Origin of the sequence: Streptomyces toxytricini (genome assembly GCF_014649915.1) — a bacterium.
Taxonomy (GTDB): domain Bacteria; phylum Actinomycetota; class Actinomycetes; order Streptomycetales; family Streptomycetaceae; genus Streptomyces; species Streptomyces toxytricini.
Genome location: NZ_BMTY01000019.1, coordinates 115656 through 134827 on the forward strand (window position 1 = coordinate 115656; position 19172 = coordinate 134827).

At 73.3% G+C, this 19172-nt stretch carries 18 protein-coding genes; 9 read left to right on the forward strand and 9 right to left on the reverse strand.

Going from position 1 to position 19172, the window contains the following annotated elements:
* The first annotated feature begins 208 nt into the window (after positions 1 to 208).
* The 5 genes from IE170_RS23485 (at position 209) to IE170_RS23505 (ending at position 7851) form a co-directional block, all read left to right on the forward strand.
* A complete protein-coding gene (locus IE170_RS23485; protein WP_189811431.1) occupies positions 209 to 2638 on the forward strand; it encodes a SulP family inorganic anion transporter in 2430 nt (809 codons plus the stop codon).
* 161 nt (positions 2639 to 2799) lie between these two features.
* Complete coding sequence (gene acs / locus IE170_RS23490) at positions 2800 to 4797, forward strand: acetate--CoA ligase (protein WP_189811432.1); 1998 nt, start codon at positions 2800 to 2802, stop codon at positions 4795 to 4797.
* Positions 4798 to 4915: 118 nt separating this feature from the next.
* Complete coding sequence (gene nhaA, locus IE170_RS23495; RefSeq protein ID WP_189811433.1) at positions 4916 to 6376, forward strand: Na+/H+ antiporter NhaA; 1461 nt, start codon at positions 4916 to 4918, stop codon at positions 6374 to 6376.
* Positions 6377 to 6439: 63 nt separating this feature from the next.
* The gene (locus IE170_RS23500; RefSeq protein ID WP_189811434.1) at positions 6440 to 6898 is read left to right on the forward strand and encodes a phage holin family protein; all 459 of its coding nucleotides are present in this window, start codon (positions 6440 to 6442) and stop codon (positions 6896 to 6898) included.
* Positions 6895 to 7851, forward strand: coding sequence for an alpha/beta fold hydrolase (locus IE170_RS23505; RefSeq protein WP_189811435.1), 957 nt, complete (start codon positions 6895 to 6897; stop codon positions 7849 to 7851). The genes IE170_RS23500 and IE170_RS23505 overlap by 4 nt, the downstream gene beginning before the upstream one ends.
* 361 nt (positions 7852 to 8212) lie before the next feature.
* Here the strand turns inward: IE170_RS23505 and IE170_RS23510 are convergent, their stop codons facing one another.
* From IE170_RS23510 to nth, 3 genes are all read right to left on the reverse strand, one after another.
* Positions 8213 to 9415, reverse strand: coding sequence for a MarP family serine protease (locus IE170_RS23510; protein WP_189811436.1), 1203 nt, complete (start codon positions 9413 to 9415; stop codon positions 8213 to 8215).
* Positions 9416 to 9428: 13 nt separating this feature from the next.
* A complete protein-coding gene (locus IE170_RS23515; RefSeq protein ID WP_189811437.1) occupies positions 9429 to 10184 on the reverse strand; it encodes an NUDIX hydrolase in 756 nt (251 codons plus the stop codon).
* 170 nt (positions 10185 to 10354) lie between these two features.
* Positions 10355 to 11161, reverse strand: a complete 807-nt coding sequence (nth, locus tag IE170_RS23520) for an endonuclease III (protein WP_373299046.1) — start codon at positions 11159 to 11161, stop codon at positions 10355 to 10357.
* Positions 11162 to 11514: 353 nt separating this feature from the next.
* Here nth and IE170_RS23525 point away from each other — a divergent pair, with 353 nt between their 5' ends.
* Both IE170_RS23525 and IE170_RS23530 read left to right on the forward strand, forming a co-directional pair.
* A complete protein-coding gene (locus IE170_RS23525) occupies positions 11515 to 12189 on the forward strand; it encodes a Crp/Fnr family transcriptional regulator (RefSeq protein WP_014046869.1) in 675 nt (224 codons plus the stop codon).
* A 141-nt stretch (positions 12190 to 12330) separates the two neighbouring features.
* Positions 12331 to 13131: a nucleotidyltransferase domain-containing protein gene (locus tag IE170_RS23530; protein WP_189811438.1), complete on the forward strand. Its 801-nt coding sequence runs from the start codon at positions 12331 to 12333 to the stop codon at positions 13129 to 13131.
* An 81-nt stretch (positions 13132 to 13212) separates the two neighbouring features.
* Here the strand turns inward: IE170_RS23530 and IE170_RS23535 are convergent, their stop codons facing one another.
* The 5 genes from IE170_RS23535 to sp36 all read right to left on the reverse strand — a co-directional run bounded on the left by IE170_RS23535 (position 13213) and on the right by sp36 (position 16048).
* Positions 13213 to 13518, reverse strand: coding sequence for a hypothetical protein (locus IE170_RS23535; RefSeq protein ID WP_229885107.1), 306 nt, complete (start codon positions 13516 to 13518; stop codon positions 13213 to 13215).
* Complete coding sequence (locus tag IE170_RS23540; protein ID WP_189811439.1) at positions 13515 to 14360, reverse strand: MBL fold metallo-hydrolase; 846 nt, start codon at positions 14358 to 14360, stop codon at positions 13515 to 13517. Before IE170_RS23540 ends, IE170_RS23535 begins: the two co-directional genes overlap by 4 nt.
* Positions 14357 to 15268 (reverse strand): NUDIX hydrolase, encoded by a 912-nt coding sequence (locus tag IE170_RS23545; RefSeq protein ID WP_189811440.1) that lies wholly within the window; start codon positions 15266 to 15268, stop codon positions 14357 to 14359. The genes IE170_RS23540 and IE170_RS23545 overlap by 4 nt, the downstream gene beginning before the upstream one ends.
* Before the next feature lie 148 nt (positions 15269 to 15416).
* On the reverse strand, positions 15417 to 15890 hold the full coding sequence (locus IE170_RS23550; protein ID WP_189811441.1) for a RidA family protein: 474 nt from the start codon (positions 15888 to 15890) through the stop codon (positions 15417 to 15419).
* Positions 15887 to 16048 carry a Sp36 family protein gene (sp36, locus tag IE170_RS23555; RefSeq protein ID WP_007264966.1) on the reverse strand — a complete coding sequence of 54 codons (162 nt, stop codon included), beginning with the start codon at positions 16046 to 16048 and terminating at the stop codon, positions 15887 to 15889. Before sp36 ends, IE170_RS23550 begins: the two co-directional genes overlap by 4 nt.
* Before the next feature lie 112 nt (positions 16049 to 16160).
* On the opposite strand from sp36, the gene bagA reads away from it, so the two are divergent.
* Entirely contained in the window at positions 16161 to 17123 is a 963-nt protein-coding gene (bagA, locus tag IE170_RS23560) for an ATPase BagA (RefSeq protein ID WP_189811442.1), read from the forward strand.
* An 89-nt stretch (positions 17124 to 17212) separates the two neighbouring features.
* Positions 17213 to 18496, forward strand: a complete 1284-nt coding sequence (gene bagB / locus IE170_RS23565; protein WP_189811443.1) for an ATPase BagB — start codon at positions 17213 to 17215, stop codon at positions 18494 to 18496.
* 42 nt (positions 18497 to 18538) lie between these two features.
* Here the strand turns inward: bagB and IE170_RS23570 are convergent, their stop codons facing one another.
* Positions 18539 to 18889, reverse strand: a complete 351-nt coding sequence (locus tag IE170_RS23570; protein ID WP_030228569.1) for a WhiB family transcriptional regulator — start codon at positions 18887 to 18889, stop codon at positions 18539 to 18541.
* Positions 18890 to 19172 lie beyond the last annotated feature (283 nt).

The window sequence follows — 19172 nt, forward strand, 5'->3', positions numbered from 1 at the left end:
TAAAAAATGCTTATTCAGCAGGGAGGGTGAATCTTTAGACCTTTTGCCCGTATTACCTTCCCTAGCGCTTTACTCAGCATTACCTTTCATTTACTGAGTGTTGAGACTGCCGTAGATGTTCGCATCGAACGGCGACCGAATTCGACTACCAGCAACCGATTTCCGCTGATTCCCGCCGCTTCATCCCTCACAGAGGAGACGGGACCCCGTGACTGCCACCTTCTCCAAGCCCCTCGCCGACGCCCCCGGCGCCCAGCCCGGCTCCCCGTCCCCACCCGGCCGGGCCGACCTGGCGGCGGACCTCTCCGCCTCCCTCACCGTCTTCCTCATCGCCCTGCCCCTCTCCCTCGGCATCGCCCTCGCCACCGGCGCCCCGCTCCAGGCCGGCCTGGTGGCCGCAGCCGTGGGCGGCCTCGTGGCGGGCTACTTCGGAGGCGCCCCGCTCCAGGTCAGCGGCCCGGCCGCAGGACTCACCGTCGTCACCGCCGAGCTGATCCAGCGGTACGGCTGGCGCACCACCTGCGCCATCACCGTCCTCGCCGGCTGCTGCCAGCTCGGGCTCGCCGCGCTGCGCACTGCCCGCTCCGCCCTGATGGTGAGTCCGGCGATCGTGCACGGCATGCTCGCCGGCATCGGCGTGACCATCGCCCTGGCCCAGCTGCACATCGTCCTCGGCGGCACCCCGCAGAGCTCCGCCCTCGCCAACGTCCGCGAGCTGCCCTCGCAGCTGGCCGACATCCACCCGACCGCCCTCGGGATCAGCGCGCTCACGCTGCTCCTCCTCATCGCCTGGCCGCGGCTTCCCGGCCGGGCCGGCCAGGCCCTGCGCAAGATGCCCGCCGCGCTCGCCGCCGTCGGCACCGCCACCGCGGTCGCCGCCGTCGCCGGTCTGCGGCTCCCCCGCGTCGACCTGCCCTCGTGGCGCAGCCACGCCCTCCCCGAGCTGCCCGAGGGCCCGGTCCTCGGCCTCATCGCCGCCGTCCTGACCATCACCCTGGTCGGCAGCGTCGAGTCCCTGCTGTCCTCGGTCGCCACGGACAAGCTGATCGCCTCCGAGCGGCCCACCGGCTCCCGCCCGCCCCGCGCCGACCTGGACCGCGAGCTCCGCGGCCAGGGCGCGGCCAACATCGTCTCCGGTGCACTCGGCGGCCTGCCCATCACCGGTGTCGCCGTCCGCAGCGTGGCCAACGTGAAGTCCGGGGCGATGAGCCGCAAATCGGCCATGTTGCACGGCTTCTGGGTGGTGCTCGCGGCCGGGCTCCTCGTGCCCGTCCTCGACCTCATCCCGCTGGCCGCGCTCGCCGCGCTCGTCATGGCGGTCGGGGTGCAGATGGTGAGCATCACCCACATGCGGACCGTCACCCGCCACCGGGAGGTCGCCGTGTACGCGACCACCATCGCGGCGGTCGTCCTCGGCGGCGTCCTGGAGGGCGTCGGCGTCGGCATCGCAGTGGCCGTGGCGCTGGCCCTGCACCGGCTGGCCCGGACCAGGATCACGCTGGAGGAGCGGGACGGCGTCCACCACTTGGCGGTGCGCGGCCAGTTGACCTTCCTCGCGGTGCCCCGGCTGAGCCGGGCCCTGGCGCAGATTCCCCACAAGGGGCACGTGGTCGTGGAGCTGGGGGGCTCCTTCATGGACCACGCCGCGTACGAGACGCTGCACGACTGGCAGGAGTCGCATCTGGCGCACGGCGGCTCGCTGGAGGTCAACGGCCCGCCGGCGGCGGAACCCGGGGCCCGCGCCGTCCCCGCCTCCCGCACGGCCTCCGCTTCGGGATCCGGCCACCACTGCTGCCGGCCCTGGACCCCGTGGAAGAACCACTGCGACCACCAGCCGACCGGCGACCGTACGCACCCGGAGGCCGCTCCGGTTCCGTCCGCGTCGGCGGACGCCGGCCAGGCAGGCGCCGTGACGGATCGCAACCCCGCCGGTGAGGGCGCCGGAGTCGCCGCGGCCCCGCGCAGCCGCGGCGCCAGCCGCCTGGCCAGCGGGATCACCGCCTTCCAGCGGGACACCGCGCCGCACGTCCGCGACGAGCTGGCCCGCCTGGCCCGCGAGGGGCAGCGCCCGTCGCAGCTCTTCCTGACCTGCGCGGACTCCCGGCTCGTCACCAGCATGATCACGGCCAGCGGCCCCGGCGACCTGTTCACGGTCCGCAACGTCGGGAACCTCGTGCCGCTGCCCGGCGCCGAGACCGGGGACGACTCGGTCGCGGCGGCGATCGAGTACGCAGTGGACGTGCTCCAGGTCGACAGCATCACGGTGTGCGGGCACTCGGGCTGCGGGGCCATGCAGGCGCTGCTGGACTCCGCGCCCGGGGAGCCGGCGACGCCGCTCGGCCGGTGGCTGCGGCACGGCCGGCCGAGCCTGGAGCGGATGGACAGCCCGCACCACGCCTGGGCCCGGATCGCCGGCAGGCTCCCGGCGGACGCGGTGGAGCAGCTGTGCCTGACGAACGTCGTGCAGCAGCTGGAGCACCTGCGGGCGCACGAGTCGGTGGCCCGGCGCCTCGCGGAGGGCACCCTGGAGCTGCACGGCATGTACTTCCACGTGGGCGAGGCCCAGGCCTACCTGCTGTCCGAGGGGGAGGACTTCTTCGACTGTCGGGTTTTTGACAGTGTCGGCCGGCGTGCCTGATCAGGACGCGCCCGAACCGATACCCTCCCGTTTCCGTGCCATCGTTCGGCCCCTTCCCCCGTCCGGCGGGAGGGGGCCGCTCGTGTGCAGGGGACGCCACGCGATAGGTCTAAACCAATTTCGGGTTACCCCTTGTCACCGGCCCGTTCGACTGATGAGCTATGCCCGGGGACACAACGGACACCCTGGGAAAGGGAGATGTCGTGAGCAACGAGAGCCTGGCCAATCTGCTCAAGGAGGAGCGGCGGTTCGCTCCGCCTGCCGGTCTGGCGGCCGAAGCGAACGTGACGCAGGCGGCGTACGCACAGGCCGCGGCGGACCGGCTGGGTTTCTGGGCCGAGCAGGCCCGCCGCCTGACCTGGGCGCAGGAGCCGACCGAGACCCTGGACTGGAGCAACCCGCCGTTCGCGAAGTGGTTCGCCGACGGGACCCTCAACGTCGCCTACAACTGCGTCGACCGGCACGTCGAGGCCGGCAACGGCGACCGGGTCGCGCTCCACTTCGAAGGCGAGCCGGGCGACGGCCGCACGATCACCTACGCCCAGCTCAAGGACGAGGTGTCCCGCGCGGCCAACGCCCTGGCGGAACTCGGCGTCACCGCCGGCGACCGCGTCGCGGTCTACCTGCCCATGATCCCCGAGGCGGTCGTCGCGATGCTCGCCTGCGCCCGCATCGGCGCGGCCCACTCCGTCGTCTTCGGCGGCTTCTCCGCGGACGCCGTCGCCTCGCGCATCCAGGACGCCGACGCCAAGCTCGTCATCACCGCCGACGGCGGTTACCGCCGGGGCAAGCCCTCCGCCCTCAAGCCGGCCATCGACGAGGCGCTGACGAAGTGCCCGCAGGTCGAGCACGTCCTCGTCGTCCGCCGCACCGGGCAGGACACCGCCTTCACCGAGGGCCGCGATGTGTGGTGGCACGAGATCGTCGACCGCCAGAGCAGCGAGCACGCCCCGCAGCCCTTCCCGGCCGAGCACCCGCTGTTCATCCTCTACACCTCCGGCACCACCGGTAAGCCCAAGGGCATCCTGCACACCTCCGGCGGCTACCTCACGCAGACGGCGTACACGCACCACGCCGTCTTCGACCTCAAGCCCGAGACCGACGTCTACTGGTGCACCGCCGACATCGGCTGGGTCACCGGCCACTCGTACATCGTCTACGGGCCGCTGGCCAACGGCGCCACCCAGGTCCTCTACGAGGGCACCCCCGACACCCCGCACCAGGGACGCTTCTGGGAGGTCGTCCAGAAGTACGGGGTCACGATCCTCTACACCGCCCCCACCGCCATCCGGACGTTCATGAAGTGGGGCGACGACATCCCCGCCAAGTTCGACCTGTCCAGCCTGCGCATCCTCGGCTCGGTCGGCGAACCCATCAACCCCGAGGCGTGGATCTGGTACCGCAAGCACATCGGCGGCGACCGCTGCCCGATCGTCGACACCTGGTGGCAGACCGAGACCGGCGCGATGATGATCTCGCCGCTGCCCGGCGTCACCGAGACCAAGCCGGGCTCCGCCCAGCGGCCGCTGCCCGGCATCAGCGCCACCGTCGTCGACGACGAGGCGGCCGAAGTGCCCAACGGTGCGGGCGGCTACCTCGTCCTCACCGAGCCGTGGCCGTCGATGCTCCGCACGATCTGGGGCGACGACCAGCGCTACACCGACACCTACTGGTCCCGCTTCCCCGGCCGCTACTTCGCGGGCGACGGCGCGAAGAAGGACGAGGACGGGGACATCTGGCTGCTGGGCCGCGTCGACGACGTCATGCTCGTCTCCGGCCACAACATCTCCACCACCGAGGTCGAGTCCGCCCTCGTCTCCCACCCTGCCGTCGCCGAGGCCGCCGTCGTCGGCGCCGCCGACCCGACCACCGGCCAGGCCATCGTCGCCTTCGTCATCCTCCGCGGCACCGCCAGCGAGGACGAGGGCCTCACCGCCGAGCTCCGCAACCACGTGGGCGCCACCCTCGGCCCGATCGCGAAGCCCAAGCGCATCCTGCCCGTCGCCGAACTGCCCAAGACGCGCTCGGGCAAGATCATGCGCCGCCTCCTGCGCGACGTTGCGGAGAACCGCGAGCTCGGCGACGTCACCACGCTCACCGACTCCACCGTCATGGACCTCATCCAGACCAAGCTGCCCTCGGCGTCCTCCGAGGACTGACCGCCCGGCACCAGCCCGCCGACAGGGGCATCCGACGCGACCTCCGCGCCGGATGCCCCTTTCGCGCATAAGGTGACGATCGTCCGCTGCATGCCCGCGCACACCCGAGGTGCCATCCGTGGCCGCGCCCCGCCCTCCCCGCTCCGCCGACTCCCCCTCCCGCCGCCCGTTCCTCGGCCTGCTCTCCCTGCCCGAGCGCCGCTACGTGGCGGACGCCCTGCGCACCGAGACCGTCGGCGGCGTCGTCCTCCTCGTGGCCGCGGTGGCCGCCCTGCTGTGGGCCAACATCCCCGCGGTCTCCGCGAGCTACGACACCGTCCGCGACCTGCACTTCGGCCCCGCCGCACTCGGCCTGGACCTGTCCCTCCAGCACTGGGCGGCCGACGGCCTCCTCGCGGTCTTCTTCTTCGTCGCCGGCATCGAGCTCAAACGCGAACTCGTCGCGGGCGACCTCCGCGACCCCAAGGCTGCCGCTCTCCCCGTGATCGCCGCACTCTGCGGCATGGCCGTACCCGCGCTGGTCTACACGGCCGTCAACACGGCGGGCGGCGGCTCGCTCGGCGGATGGGCGGTCCCCACCGCCACCGACATCGCCTTCGCACTGGCCGTGCTCGCGGTCATCGGCACCTCGCTGCCGTCCGCCCTGCGCGCCTTCCTGCTCACCCTCGCCGTCGTCGACGACCTCTTCGCCATCCTGATCATCGCGGTCTTCTTCACCGGCGACATCCGGCTCCCTCAGCTCGCCGGCGCCCTCGCCGGGCTGGCCCTCATGTGGCTCCTGCTGCGCGCGGGCGTCCGCGGCTGGTACCTGTACGTCCCCCTGGCCACCGCCGTGTGGGCGCTCATGTACAACAGCGGCATCCACGCCACCATCGCCGGCGTCGCCATGGGGCTCATGCTCCGCTGCACCCGCAGGGAAGGGGAGGAGCACTCCCCCGGCGAGCACATCGAGCACCTGGTCCGCCCGCTGTCTGCCGGGGTCGCCGTCCCGCTGTTCGCCCTGTTCTCCGCCGGCGTCCCCCTCTCCGGCGGGGCCCTCGCCCAGGTCTTCGCCCGGCCGGAGCCCCTCGGCGTCGTCCTCGGCCTGGTCGCCGGCAAGACGGTCGGCGTCTTCGGCGGCACCTGGCTGGCCGCGCGCTTCACCCGGGCCGAGCTGAACGAGGACCTGGCCTGGCCGGACGTCCTGGCCGTGGCCGGGCTCTCGGGCATCGGGTTCACCGTCTCGCTGCTGATCGGCGAGCTCGCGTTCGCGGACGACCCCGGGCTGGCCGAGGAGGTGAAGGCCGCCGTCCTGGTCGGCTCCCTCGTCGCCGCCGTCCTCGCGGGCGTGCTGCTCAAGCTGCGCGACCGCAGGTACCGCACCCTCAGCGCCGCGGAAGAGCTCGACGAGGACCACGACGGGATCCCGGACGTGTACGAGGCCGGCAACCCGGAGTACCACCTGCGCATGGCGCGGATCCACGAGGAGAAGGCCGCCGAGCACCGGCGCCTGGCCCGGGCCGCCGCGGACTCCCGCGCGCCCGGCGGCACCGCCGAAGGGGCGGCCGGGTCCAGCGCAGCGGGCGACCGTCCGGCATGATCTGAACTGAACGCTTGTGTCCGACGGAGGACAGCCGCCGGCAGACGACAGAGGGAGAGAGCGATGACCGCAGTGGACCAAGGGGCGCAAGGAGCCGAGCGCACACTCGGCCAGCTGGTCGCCTCGGCCACCGCCGAGATGTCCGCCCTGGTGCACGACGAGATCGCCCTCGCCAAGGCGGAGATCCGCCAGGACGTCAAGCGCGCGGGAATCGGCGGCGCCGCCATCTCGGTCGCAGGGGTGTTCGCCCTGTTCTCCCTGCCGGTGCTGAGCTTCGCCGCGGCGTACGGCATCCACAACCTGGGGCTCGGCCTCGCCTGGTCGTTCCTCATCGTCGGCGTGGCGTTCCTGCTGATCGCGGGCCTGCTCTCGCTGATCGCGGTGTCCAAGTTCAAGAAGGTCAAGCCGCCGGAGAAGTCCATCGCCTCCATGAAGGAGACCGCGGCGGTCGTCAGCACCGTCAAGCCGCATCCGCGGCCGTTGAGTGACCAGGCGGTGGGTGTGGCACGCTCGTCCTCATGACAGCGAGCGCACCGGATCCCAGCACACCGCCGACCGCCGCGACGGCGGTGCGCCTCGACGGGCCGTGGACCCACCGGGACGTCGCCGCCAACGGCGCCCGGTTCCACGTCGCCGAGCTCGGTGACGGCCCGCTCGTCCTGCTCCTGCACGGCTTCCCCCAGTTCTGGTGGACCTGGCGGCACCAGCTGACCGCCCTCGCCGACGCCGGCTACCGCGCCGTCGCCATGGACCTGCGCGGCGTAGGCGGCAGCGACCGCACCCCGCGCGGCTACGACCCCGCGAACCTGGCCCTGGACGTCACCGGGGTGATCCGCTCCCTCGGCGAGCCGGACGCCGCGCTCGTCGGGCACGACCTCGGCGGCTACCTCGCCTGGACGGCCGCCGTGATGCGGCCCAAGCTGGTGCGCCGGCTGGCCGTCGTGTCGATGCCCCACCCGCGGCGCTGGCGGTCGGCGATGCTGTCCGACGTCGGCCAGACCCGGGCGAGTTCGCACATCTGGGGCTTCCAGCGCCCGTTCATCCCCGAGCGGCAGCTCGTCGCCGACGGCGGGGCGCTCGTCGGCCGGCTCATCCGGGACTGGTCCGGGCCGCGGCTCCGCGAGGACGGCGCGGAGGACGACCTCGCGGTCTACCGGCGGGCCATGTGCATCCCGTCGACCGCCCACTGCTCGATCGAGCCGTACCGCTGGATGATGCGCTCCATGGCCCGGCCGGACGGGCTCCAGTTCAACCGCCGCATGAAGATGCCGGTACGGGTGCCGACGCTGCACATGCACGGCTCGCTCGACCCCGTGATGCGCACGCGCAGCGCCGCCGGATCCGGCGAGTTCGTCGAAGCCCCGTACCGCTGGCGGCTGTTCGACGGCCTCGGGCACTTCCCGCACGAGGAGGACCCGGCCGCCTTCTCGTCCGAGCTGATCGGCTGGCTGAAGGACCCCGAGCCCGACCGCTGACCGACCTGACGGATTGTCGGCCGAGCGGTCCTACAAGCCTTCAATTGCCGCGCGCATAGGCCAATTGGCCGCCGCGGAAGGGGTTACGGACGCGGGGGCACGGGCAGAGCTCGTTGTATGGGCTGGACGCACGACCACGGTGACACCGCACGCGACCGCCGCCCGGCAGCGACGCCGGGCGCGTACGGGAGGACGGGCCGCGAGGGCCACGACCCTCGGCTCGGGATCCCGCGCATCCTTCGCCGCCGGGCCCGCTGGGTCTCGGCCCGGCTGCGCCACCAGCGCACGCCGTAGCCGCCCGGGCCGCAGCCCGGGCGGGGCCACGCGGGTCCCGCAGCCGCCTCGGGTCAGCCGCCCCCGGTCACAGGGCGCAGCCCTGGGTGTCGGCGCGGCGGTCGTTCGTCTTCCCGAGCCGGATGTCGTCGCGGACCTCGTCCGCCGTGAGCGCGTAGCCGGTGTTCGGGTCGTCGAGCGACTTGGCGAAGACCACCCCGTACACCTTGCCGTCGGGCGTGAGCAGCGGGCCGCCCGAGTTGCCCTGGCGGACGGTCGCGTACAGCGAGTACACGTCGCGGCGGACGGTGCCGCGGTGGTAGATGTCCGGGCCGTTGGCGTTGATGCGGCCGCGGACGCGCGCGGAGCGGACGTCGTAGGCGCCGTTCTCCGGGAAGCCTGCGACGATCGCGTCGCTGCCGCTGACGGCGTCCTTCTCCGTGAACTCCAGCGGCGGCGCCTTCAGCTTGGGCACGTCCAGGACGGCGATGTCGCGCTCCCAGTCGTAGAGCACGACCTTGCCGTCGTACAGCTTGCCCTCGCCGCCTACCTGAACGGTCGGCTCGCTGACGCCGCCCACGACGTGCGCGTTGGTCATGACCCGGCCCGGGGCGAAGACGAACCCGGTGCCCTCCAGCACCTTGCTGCAGCTGGGCGCCGTGCCGACGACCTTCACGATCGAGCGCTTGGCCGCCTCGGCGACGGGGCTCGTCGCGAGCGCCGGATCCGGTTCCCGCACCGCGGTGATCGGCTCGTTGGAGAACGGGCTGAAGACCTGTGGGAAGCCGTTGCGCGTGAGGGCGGAGGAGAAGTCCGAGAACCAGGTGTTCGCCTGCGCCGGGAGCACCCGCGACACGCCCAGCAGCACCTTGGAGTTGCGGACCTCCTTGCCCAGCGTGGGCAGTGAGGTCCCGGCGAGCGCCGAGCCGATCAGCCACGCCACGAGCAGCATGGCGACGACGTTGACGACGGCGCCGCCCGTCGCGTCGAGGGCGCGCGCCGGCGACCACGTGATGTGGCGGCGCAGCCGGTTGCCCAGGTGGGTGGTGAAGGCCTGCCCGATGGAGGCGCAGATGATGACCACGACGACGGCGGCCACCACGACGGTGGTGGACACCTGGGTGCCGTCGTCGGTCACCTGGTTCCAGACCAGGGGCAGCACCGACACGGCGATGAGACCGCCGCCGAGGAAGCCGATCACCGACAGGATGCCGACGACGAAGCCCTGGCGATAACCGACGATCGCGAACCACACGGCGGCGACCAGCAACAGGATGTCCAGCACGTTCACATGGGCCACCGTCTCATGCGCGCCAGTCGAGCGGGACCCGCCGCGAGCGGTCCCAGGGCCGCTCCCACCCAGCGAAGTGGAGCATGCGGTCGATCACCCCGGCGGTGAAGCCCCAGACCAGGGCGTCGTGCACGGTGAACGCCGGGCCCAGGTGGCCGCTGGGGTGCACGGCGGTGGCGCGGTGCGCGGGGTCCGTGAGATCGGCCACGGGCACCGTGAAGACCCGGGCCGTCTCGGCGGGGTCGACGACGCCGACCGGGCTGGGCTCGCGCCACCAGCCGAGGACGGGCGTGACGACGAACTCGCTGACCGGGATGTAGAGGCGCGGCAGCACGCCGAAGAGCTGGACCCCGGCGGGGTCGAGCCCGGTCTCCTCCTCCGCCTCGCGCAGGGCGGCCCTCAGCGGGCCGGTGGTGTGCGGGTCGCCGTCCTCCGGGTCGAGGGCGCCGCCGGGGAACGAGGGCTGGCCCGGGTGCGAGCGCAGGCTGCCGGCGCGCTCCATCAGCAGCAGCTCCGGGCCGCGGGGGCCCTCCCCGAGGAGGATGAGGACGGCGGACTGGCGGCCGCGGCCGTCCTCGGGCGGCAGGAAGCGGCTGAGCTGGGTCGGGCGGACCGTGCGCACGGCCTCGACGACGGGGTCGAGCCAGTCGGGCAGGCCGTCGGTGGTGACCACCGGGGCGGGCGGCAGGCCGCGAGGCCCGCCGCCCGGCCCGCCCGGTGGTGCGGCCGCCTGGGCCACGCTGCTGTCGTCCCGTGCTCCGCGCGTCATGGGCAATCCCTGTTCCCTGCCGTCGTGCCGTGCCGTGCCGTGCTTGTGCCCTGCTGTGTCCCGCTGTGCCGTCTGCCGCGGCCGTCGCCGGCCCGCACCGGGGCAACGCCCCGCCGGTCCGGTTTCGTTCCTGCGCGGGCCCGCCGGGGGCGGCGGGCCCGCGGCCCTGCTCAGGACGCCGCCGCGCCGCTGTCCGCCGTGTCCGCCGTACCACCTGCCGCCTGGCGCTGCGCCGCGGCCTCCAGCGGCCGGGCCGGGCTGCCCGGGTAGTCCGGCGGCGGGCTCAGCCGCTGGCCCGGTTGTCCGCCCTTCTCGTACTTCAGGAGCTTCTTCGCCTTCTCCGGGTCCGTCTCGCCCTCCCCGTACGCGGGGCACAGGGGGGCGATCGGGCAGGCGCCGCAGGCCGGCTTGCGTGCGTGGCAGATGCGGCGGCCGTGGAAGATGATCCGGTGCGAGAGCATCGTCCACTCGCTCTTGGGAAAGATCGCGGCGATCTCCGCCTCGATCTTCTCCGGCTCCTTCTGCTCGGTCCACTTCCAGCGCCGGACCAGCCGCTGGAAGTGGGTGTCCACGGTCAGGCCCGGCACTCCGAACGCATTGCCGAGGACGACGTTGGCCGTCTTGCGGCCCACGCCCGGCAGGGTGACGAGGTCTTCCAGCCGTCCCGGGACCTCGCCGCCGAAGCGGTCGCGCAGGGCGGCGGACAGCCCCAGCAGGGACTTCGCCTTCATCCGGAAGAACCCGGTCGGCCGGATGAGCTCCTCCAGCTCCTCGGGGACGGCCGCGGCCATGTCCTCGGGGGTCGGGTACGCCGCGAACAGCGCGGGGGTCGTCTGGTTGACCCTCAGGTCGGTCGTCTGGGCGGACAGGACCGTGGCGACGAGCAGTTCGAACGGGTTCCGGAAGTCGAGTTCCGGGTGGGCGTACGGGTAGACGTCGGCCAGCTCCCGGTTGATCCTGCGGGCCCTGCGGACCATGGCCAGGCGGGATTCCGTTTTCTTGGCCGAAGCTTTGCCCGGGGGCTTCGCGCGCGCCCTCGGCGGCTTCGAGGGCGCCTTTCGGGGGGCTTGTTCGCCCACAGCTGAATCGGGCGCGAGCGTCACTCCCGCGGACCCCTTGGCCTGTGCTCTCACCGGCTTATTGGACACCCGGCCAGCCTAAGCCCGGCCGCGGACACCCGCCCGGACCTCTGGTAACACGACTCCGTTTGGGCGCCCGCCGCACAGCACACCCGTACGTCCGGCATCCTTGTGATTGATCGCACTGTTTGAGCCGTCCGGCAAAATGGGGAACACGGTCCCCTGAGCTGGTCGACATAGGAGAGAGACTCGTGGACGACGTTCTGCGGCGCGCCCCGCTCTTCGCGGCGCTCGATGACGAGCAGGCCGCGGAGCTCCGCGCCTCGATGAGCGAGGTGACTCTCGCGCGCGGTGACGCCCTGTTCCACGAGGGCGACCCCGGTGACCGGCTGTACGTGGTCACCGAGGGCAAGGTGAAGCTGCACCGCACCTCCCCCGACGGCCGCGAGAACATGCTGGCCGTCCTCGGCCCCGGCGAGCTGATCGGCGAGCTCTCGCTCTTCGACCCGGGCCCGCGCACCGCCACGGCGACCGCCCTGACCGAGGTCAAGCTCCTGGGCCTGGGCCACGGCGACCTCCAGCCCTGGCTGAACGCCCGCCCCGAGGTCGCGACCGCGCTGCTGCGCGCGGTGGCCCGCCGCCTGCGCAAGACCAACGACCAGATGTCCGACCTGGTCTTCTCCGACGTCCCGGGCCGCGTCGCCCGCGCGCTCCTGGACCTGTCGCGCCGCTTCGGCGTGCAGTCCGAGGAGGGCATCCACGTCGTCCACGACCTGACGCAGGAAGAGCTGGCGCAGCTCGTCGGCGCCTCGCGGGAGACCGTGAACAAGGCCCTCGCCGACTTCGCGGGCCGCGGCTGGCTCCGCCTGGAGGCCCGTGCGGTGATCCTGCTGGACGTCGAGCGCCTGGCCAAGCGCTCGCGCTGACCGGCCGCCGCCCGAGCGCGGCACAAGCAACGAGAGGGGCCCTGCCCGGGGCGGAACCGGGCAGGGCCCCTCCGCGCGTTCCCGGGCGCCCCACGGCCCCCGGGGGCCCCTCCCACCGCGGCGCGAGGCAGAGTAGGGGCCATGGGTGTGCAGCGGGGCGTCGACGCGTACGGCTACTTCGAGCGGGAGGGCTCCCTCGGCCGGATCCGCGAGCCGTTCACGCCCGTGGTCGCCGCGGCGCGCCTGCGGATCCGGGACGCGTACGGGCCCCGGCTGCACAGCGCCTACCTGTACGGGTCCGTCCCGCGCGGCACGGCCCGGCCCGGCCGCTCCGACCTGGACCTGCTGCTCGCGCTGCACCACGAGCCCTCCGGCGACGACCGGGACACCGCCGAGGTGCTGGCCCGCACCCTCGACGAGGACTTCCCGCAGATCGACGGCGTGGGGCTGCTGCTGTACGGGCGGGACCGCCTGCTGAGCGAGCAGGAACGTTTCGACATGGGCTGGTTCCTCGCCTGCCTGTGCACCCCGCTGCTCGGCCCCGACCTGGCCGAGGACCTCCCCCGCTACCGCCCCGACGCCCGCCTCGCCCGCGGGACCAACGGCGACCTGGCCGACCTGCTGCCCGCCTGGCGGCAGCGGCTCGCCCGCGCGGACGGCCCCGACGAGCTGCGCCGGCTGGCCCGCGGCTGGTCCCGGCACCTCGTGCGCACCGGGTTCACGCTGGTGATGCCGCGCTGGGGCGGCTGGACGAGCGATCTCGGCGAGTCCGCGGAGGTCTTCGGCCGGTACTACCCCGAGCGGGCCGCCCAGATGCGGGCCGCCGCCGCGCTGGCCTTGGAGCCCGCGGCCGACCGGGCCGCCGTACGGGACCTGGTCGAGGACCTCGGCCCGTGGCTCGCGGCCGAGTACGCGGCCCGCATCGGCACCAAGGGCGCGTGAGGCGGCCGCCCCGGCTCAGGCCCGGCCCCGGGGCGGGCGCGGTCGGGCCCGGTTGCGCCCCGTGCCCGGTACGCCGGGCAATCAGGCGCGGTCCGCCTCCAGCTCCGCCAGCGCCTCCACCGCCGCCTTCGCCTCGGCCAGCCCCGCGCCCGTCGCCTCCCGGTACGCCTTGATCGCGGAGACGGTGCGGCCCTCCCGCAGCAGCGCCCGCACCTCCTCCAGGCCGGCCGGCTCCGGCTCCTCGACGCCCAGGTGCGCCAGGACGAGGCCGAGGCGCCGCTCCAGCCGCTCGGCGCGCCGCTCCAGGGCCTTCATGCGGAGGCCGACGGTCGACGTCATCCACGCCGCGACGGCGAGCAGGACGAGCAGCAGGTAAAGGGTGGTCACTCGGGTCCTCCGGGGATCAGTCCGTGATCTTGAAGGTACTCGAGCTGGGCGCGCACGGACCATTCGGCCGCCGGCCACAGGGACCGGTCGACGTCCGCGTAGACGTGGGCGACGACCGCCTCCGGCGTCGTGTAGCCGTCCTCGACGGCCGTCTCGACCTGCGCGAGCCGGTGTGCGCGGTGGGCGAGGTAGAACTCCACCGCGCCCTGCGCGTCGTCCAGGACGGGGCCGTGGCCCGGCAGGACCGTCCGGACCCCGTCGTCGACCGTGAGCGAGCGCAGCCGGCGCAGGGAGTCGAGGTAGTCGCCGAGGCGCCCGTCCGGATGCGCGACGACGGTGGTGCCGCGGCCGAGGATCGTGTCACCGGTCAGCACGGCCCGGTCGGCGGGCAGGTGGAAGCACAGCGAGTCGGCGGTGTGGCCGGGCGTCGGGACGACCCGCAGCTCCAGGCCTCCGGTGCGGACGACGTCCCCGGCGGCCAGCCCCTCGTCGCCGAGGCGGAGCGCCGGGTCGAGGGCCCGGACCTTCGTGCCGGTGAGCTCGGCGAAGCGGCCGGCGCCCGCGGCGTGGTCGGCGTGGCCGTGCGTCAGGAGGGTCAGCGCGATGCGCTTGCCCATCCGCTCGGCGGTCGCGGTGACCGCCTCCAGGTGCCCCTCGTCGAGGGGCCCGGGGTCGATGACGACGGCGAGGTCGGAGTCGGGCTCGGCGACGATCCAGGTGTTGGTGCCGTCGAGGGTCATCGCCGACGGGTTGGGCGCGAGGACGTTGTAGGCGCGCGGGGTGGCCCGCCCGGAGGCGACCGCTCCGCGGGGCTGTCCGGGCAGTGCGGCGGCGTCGGTCACGAGGCACCTCCGAAGCTGACGCGCTTGGTGAACTCGTCGTGGCCGGGCCAGCTGAGCACCACCTCGCCGTTCTCCAGCGCCGCCTGCGCCAGGACGGGCGCGAGGTCCTGGCCGGCGGCCGCGGTGAGGGCGTCGGCGGCGCTCCCGTACGGCTCCAGCGAGCGCAGCGTGGAGATCGTCGGCGGCATCATCAGCAGCTCGCCCTTGTCATAGCCGTCGGCCGCGTCGGCGGGGCGGATCCACACCGTCCGGTCGGCCTCGCCGGAGACGTCGCGGGTCCGCTGCCCCTCGGGCAGGGCGGCCACGAAGAACCAGGTGTCGAAGCGGCGCGGCTCGAACTCGGGCGTGATCCAGCGCGCCCACGCGCCGAGCAGGTCCGAGCGCAGCCGCAGCCCGCGCCGGTCGAGGAACTCCGCGAAGGAGAGCTCGCGGGCGACGAGCGCCTGCCGGTCGGCCTCCCAGTCGTCGCCGGTGGTGTCGCCGACGACCGTCTCGGCGCTCTCGCCCGCGAGGAGGACGCCCGCCTCCTCGAAGGTCTCGCGGACCGCCGCGCAGACGATGGCCTGGGCGGTACGGGCATCGGTGCGCAGCCGCTCGGCCCACTCCCCGAGGCCGGGGCCGGCCCAGCCGACGAGGTGCTCCTCGTCGCGCGGGTCGACGCCGCCCCCCGGGTAGGCGTACGCGCCGCCCGCGAAGGCCATGGAGGCGCGGCGGCGCAGCATGTGCACGACCGGCCCGGCGGCGGTGTCGCGGAGCAGCATCACGGTGGACGCGCGGCGGGGCTCCACCGGGACCAGGCTGCCGTTCGCGAGGGCGCGGATGCGGTCGGGCCACTCCGGCGGGTACCACTGGCCTCCGGCGGGCCTGGTTCCGGGTGTCTGCTGCTGTCCCTGCTCACCGTTGGGCATGCGGGGATGCTACGGCCATCCGGCCCGATGTTCGAGAGCCGCACGCCGCTGCGGGGCGGCGCGCCGCAGGCAGGCGGACGCGCCGCAGGCCGGGCCCCGCGCCGCGGACGGCGTACGGGCCCGGCCTGCGGGACGGCGGGGGTGCCGGTCAGGCGTCGGGCAGCAGCTCGACCTGGATCTCGACCTCGACGGGCGCGTCCAGGGGGAGGACGGCGACACCGACGGCGCTGCGGGCGTGGACGCCCTTGTCGCCGAGGACCTCGCCGAGCAGCTCGCTGGCGCCGTTGAGGACGCCGGGCTGGCCGGTGAAGTCGGGGGCGGAGGCGACGAAGCCGACGACCTTCACGACGCGCGCGATCCGGTCGAGGTCGCCCGCGACGGACTTGACGGCGGCCAGGGCGTTCAGCGCGCAGGTCGCGGCGAGCTCCTTCGCCTGCTCGGCGGAGACCTCGGCGCCGACCTTGCCGGTGACCGGCAGGCTGCCCTTGACCATCGGGAGCTGGCCCGCGGTGAACACGTACGCACCCGAGCGGACGGCCGGCTGGTACGCGGCGAGCGGCGGGACGACCTCGGGGAGGGTCAGGCCGAGTTCGGCCAGCTTCGCTTCGACGGCGCCGCTCATGCCTTCTCCCGCTTGAGGTAGGCCACGAGCTGCTCGGGGTTGTTCGGGCCGGGCACGACCTGGACGAGCTCCCAGCCGTCCTCGCCCCAGGTGTCCAGGATCTGCTTCGTGGCGTGGACCAGCAGCGGGACCGTCGCGTATTCGAACTTCTTGGTCATGGGGGCGAGCGTATCGCCTGCCGCGGGCGGGGCGCGCCGGGCGGGGCGGGGCCGCGTCCGGGGGGAGAGGGTCCTGCGCGGCCCGGGGAGCGAGTGGTTAGGCTCAGAGGCTGTGAGCAGGCTCCAGGTGGTCAGCGGCAAGGGCGGAACCGGGAAGACCACGGTCGCCGCGGCACTCGCGCTGGCCCTCGCGCGCGAGGGCAGGCGGACTCTTCTGGTGGAGGTCGAGGGCAGGCAGGGTATCGCGCAGCTCTTCGGGACGGAGGCGCTCCCCTACGAGGAGCGGAAGATCGCCGTCGCGGCGGGCGGCGGGGAGGTGTACGCGCTCGCCATCGACGCGGAGCAGGCGCTGCTGGACTACCTCCAGATGTTCTACAAGCTGGGGTCGGCGGGCCGGGCGCTGAAGAAGCTCGGCGCGATCGATTTCGCGACGACCATCGCGCCCGGGCTGCGGGACGTGCTGCTGACGGGCAAGGCGTGCGAGGCGGTCCGCCGCAAGGACCGGTCCGGCCGGTACGTGTACGACCACGTGGTGATGGACGCGCCGCCGACCGGGCGGATCACCCGGTTCCTCAACGTGAACGACGAGGTGGCGGGGCTGGCCCGGATCGGGCCGATCCACAACCAGGCGCAGGCCGTGATGAAGGTGCTCAAGTCCCCGGAGACGGCGGTGCACTTCGTGACGCTGCTGGAGGAGATGCCCGTCCAGGAGACGGCCGACGGGATCGCCGAGCTGGCGCGGGCGGGCCTGCCGGTGGGGCGGGTGGTGGTCAACATGGTCCGCCCGCACCACCTGGACGACGAGGCGCTGCGGGCCGCGGGCGAGCTGCGCGGGGACGTGGCGCACGCCCTGTCCCGGGCCGGGCTCGGCGGGCCCGCGGAGCGGCTGGTGGAACCGCTGCTGGAGCAGGCGGCGGAGCACGCGAGCCGGGTGGCGCTGGAGCGGGAGCAGCGCCGGGTGCTGGCCCGGATGGACGTGTCGGCGTACGAACTGCCGCTGCTGGGCACGGGCGTGGACCTCGCGGGGCTGTACGAGCTCGCGGCGGAGCTGCGCAAGCAGGCGGACGAGGAGTGAGCGGGGCCGTGGGCCCGGCGGCGGGGGACGCCGCAGCGGGCCGGGGAACGGGCGCAGGTACGGGAAAGGGATCGGGGGCGCGGATCGGGATGGGAGCGGGCATGGACATGCCGCCGGAGCTGGTCGTGGACCGGCTGCTGGACGACCCGGGGACCCGGATCATCGTGTGCTGCGGCGCGGGCGGGGTCGGCAAGACGACGACGGCGGCGGCGCTGGGTCTGCGGGCGGCGGAGCGCGGCCGGAAGGTGGTCGTGCTGACCATCGACCCGGCGCGCCGGCTGGCCCAGTCGATGGGGATCGACTCGCTGGACAACACCCCGCGGAAGGTCGCGGGCGTGGCCGGCGGGGGCGAACTGCACGCCATGATGCTGGACATGAAGCGGACGTTCGACGAGATCGTCGAATCGCACGCGGACGGGGAGCGGGCCGCCGCGATCCTGGCGAACCCCTTCTACCAGTCCCTGTCGGCCGGCTTCGCCGGCACGCAGGAGTACATGGCGATGGAGAAGCTCGGGCAGCTGCGGGCCCGCGACGACTGGGACCTCATCGTCGTGGACACCCCGCCGAGCCGGTCCGCACTGGACTTCCTGGACGCCCCGAAGCGGCTGGGGTCCTTCCTCGACGGGAAGTTCATCCGGGTGCTGATGGCTCCCGCGAAGGTCGGCGGCCGGGCGGGGATGAAGTTCCTGAACGTCGGCATGTCGCTGATGACCGGAACGCTCAACAAACTGATGGGCGCTTCGCTGCTGGGTGACGTGCAGACGTTCGTGGCGGCGATGGACACGATGTTCGGCGGGTTCCGCACGCGCGCGGACGCCACGTTCCGGCTGCTGCAGGCGCCGGGCACGGCCTTCCTGGTGGTCGCGGCGCCGGAGCCGGACGCGCTGCGGGAGGCCGCGTACTTCGTGGAGCGGCTCGGGGCGGAGCGGATGCCGCTGGCGGGGCTGGTGCTCAACCGGGTTCACGGGAGCGGCGCCGCCCAGCTGTCGGCGGAGCGGGCGCTGGCCGCCGCGGAGAATCTTGAAGAAGGCGGCATTGTGGATCAGGAGGCCGGGAAAGCTGCTCTCGGTGCCCCGGCCGCCCACTCCCCCGCGGGCGGAGGCGCACCGGAATCGGAAGGCGCCGAGGCGGGCGCCGACGCGGACGCCGCCGAGGGCGCCGATGTGGAAGGCATCACGGCAGGACTGCTGCGCCTGCACGCCGAGCGCATGCAGTTGATCGCGCGCGAACAGCGCACGAGGAACCGCTTCACCTCGCTGCATCCCGAAGTGGCGGTGACCGAAGTGGCGGCCCTTCCCGGCGATGTGCACGACCTCGCCGGGCTGCGGGCCATCGGAGAACGCCTCGCGGCCGGGGTGCCGGCCGGAGCGTAGGCGTGCGCCCGTACGCAGGGGCTGCGGGGACGGCCGGTGGGCCTACCCTGCTGCCGCGTACGTCTCGTACGACACGTCGATCTCCGCGTCGACATCCACGGTGAGGATGCCCGTGCTGCGCTCGTACTCCGTGCGGGCCGTCTCCAGCAGCCGCCGCCACGAGGTGACGGTGGGCCGCCTGCGCAGCAGTGCGCGGCGCTCCCGCTCGGTCATTCCGCCCCACACACCGAATTCCACGCGGTTGTCGAGCGCGTCGGCCAGGCACTCCGTACGCACCGGACACCCGGTGCACACCGCCTTGGCCCTGTTCTGTGCCGCTCCTTGAACGAACAGTTCATCCGGATCGGTAGTGCGGCAGGCTGCCTGCGCACTCCAGTCGGTAACCCAGCCCATCCCGGCGCCGTCCTCTCCCGAATCGAGGCTCCCCCACGGCGGTAGCGGCATATTCACCGCTGCCAGTTGAGGACGTTACGGAAGGCGAGCACAGTGCAACACCCCCGACGGGCCCAATCTTGAATGGTCCGAACGGACTATGGGTAAGCGGCAGATCACCCGACGGAGTGATCCGGCGACATGCCCGACCAATCCGGCGATTCGGATGAAATCGGTGAAGTGGTGACGAGCGGCCGTCCGAGTGAGGAGCGGGATTCGGACATCAGTCCACCCCATTCGGGAA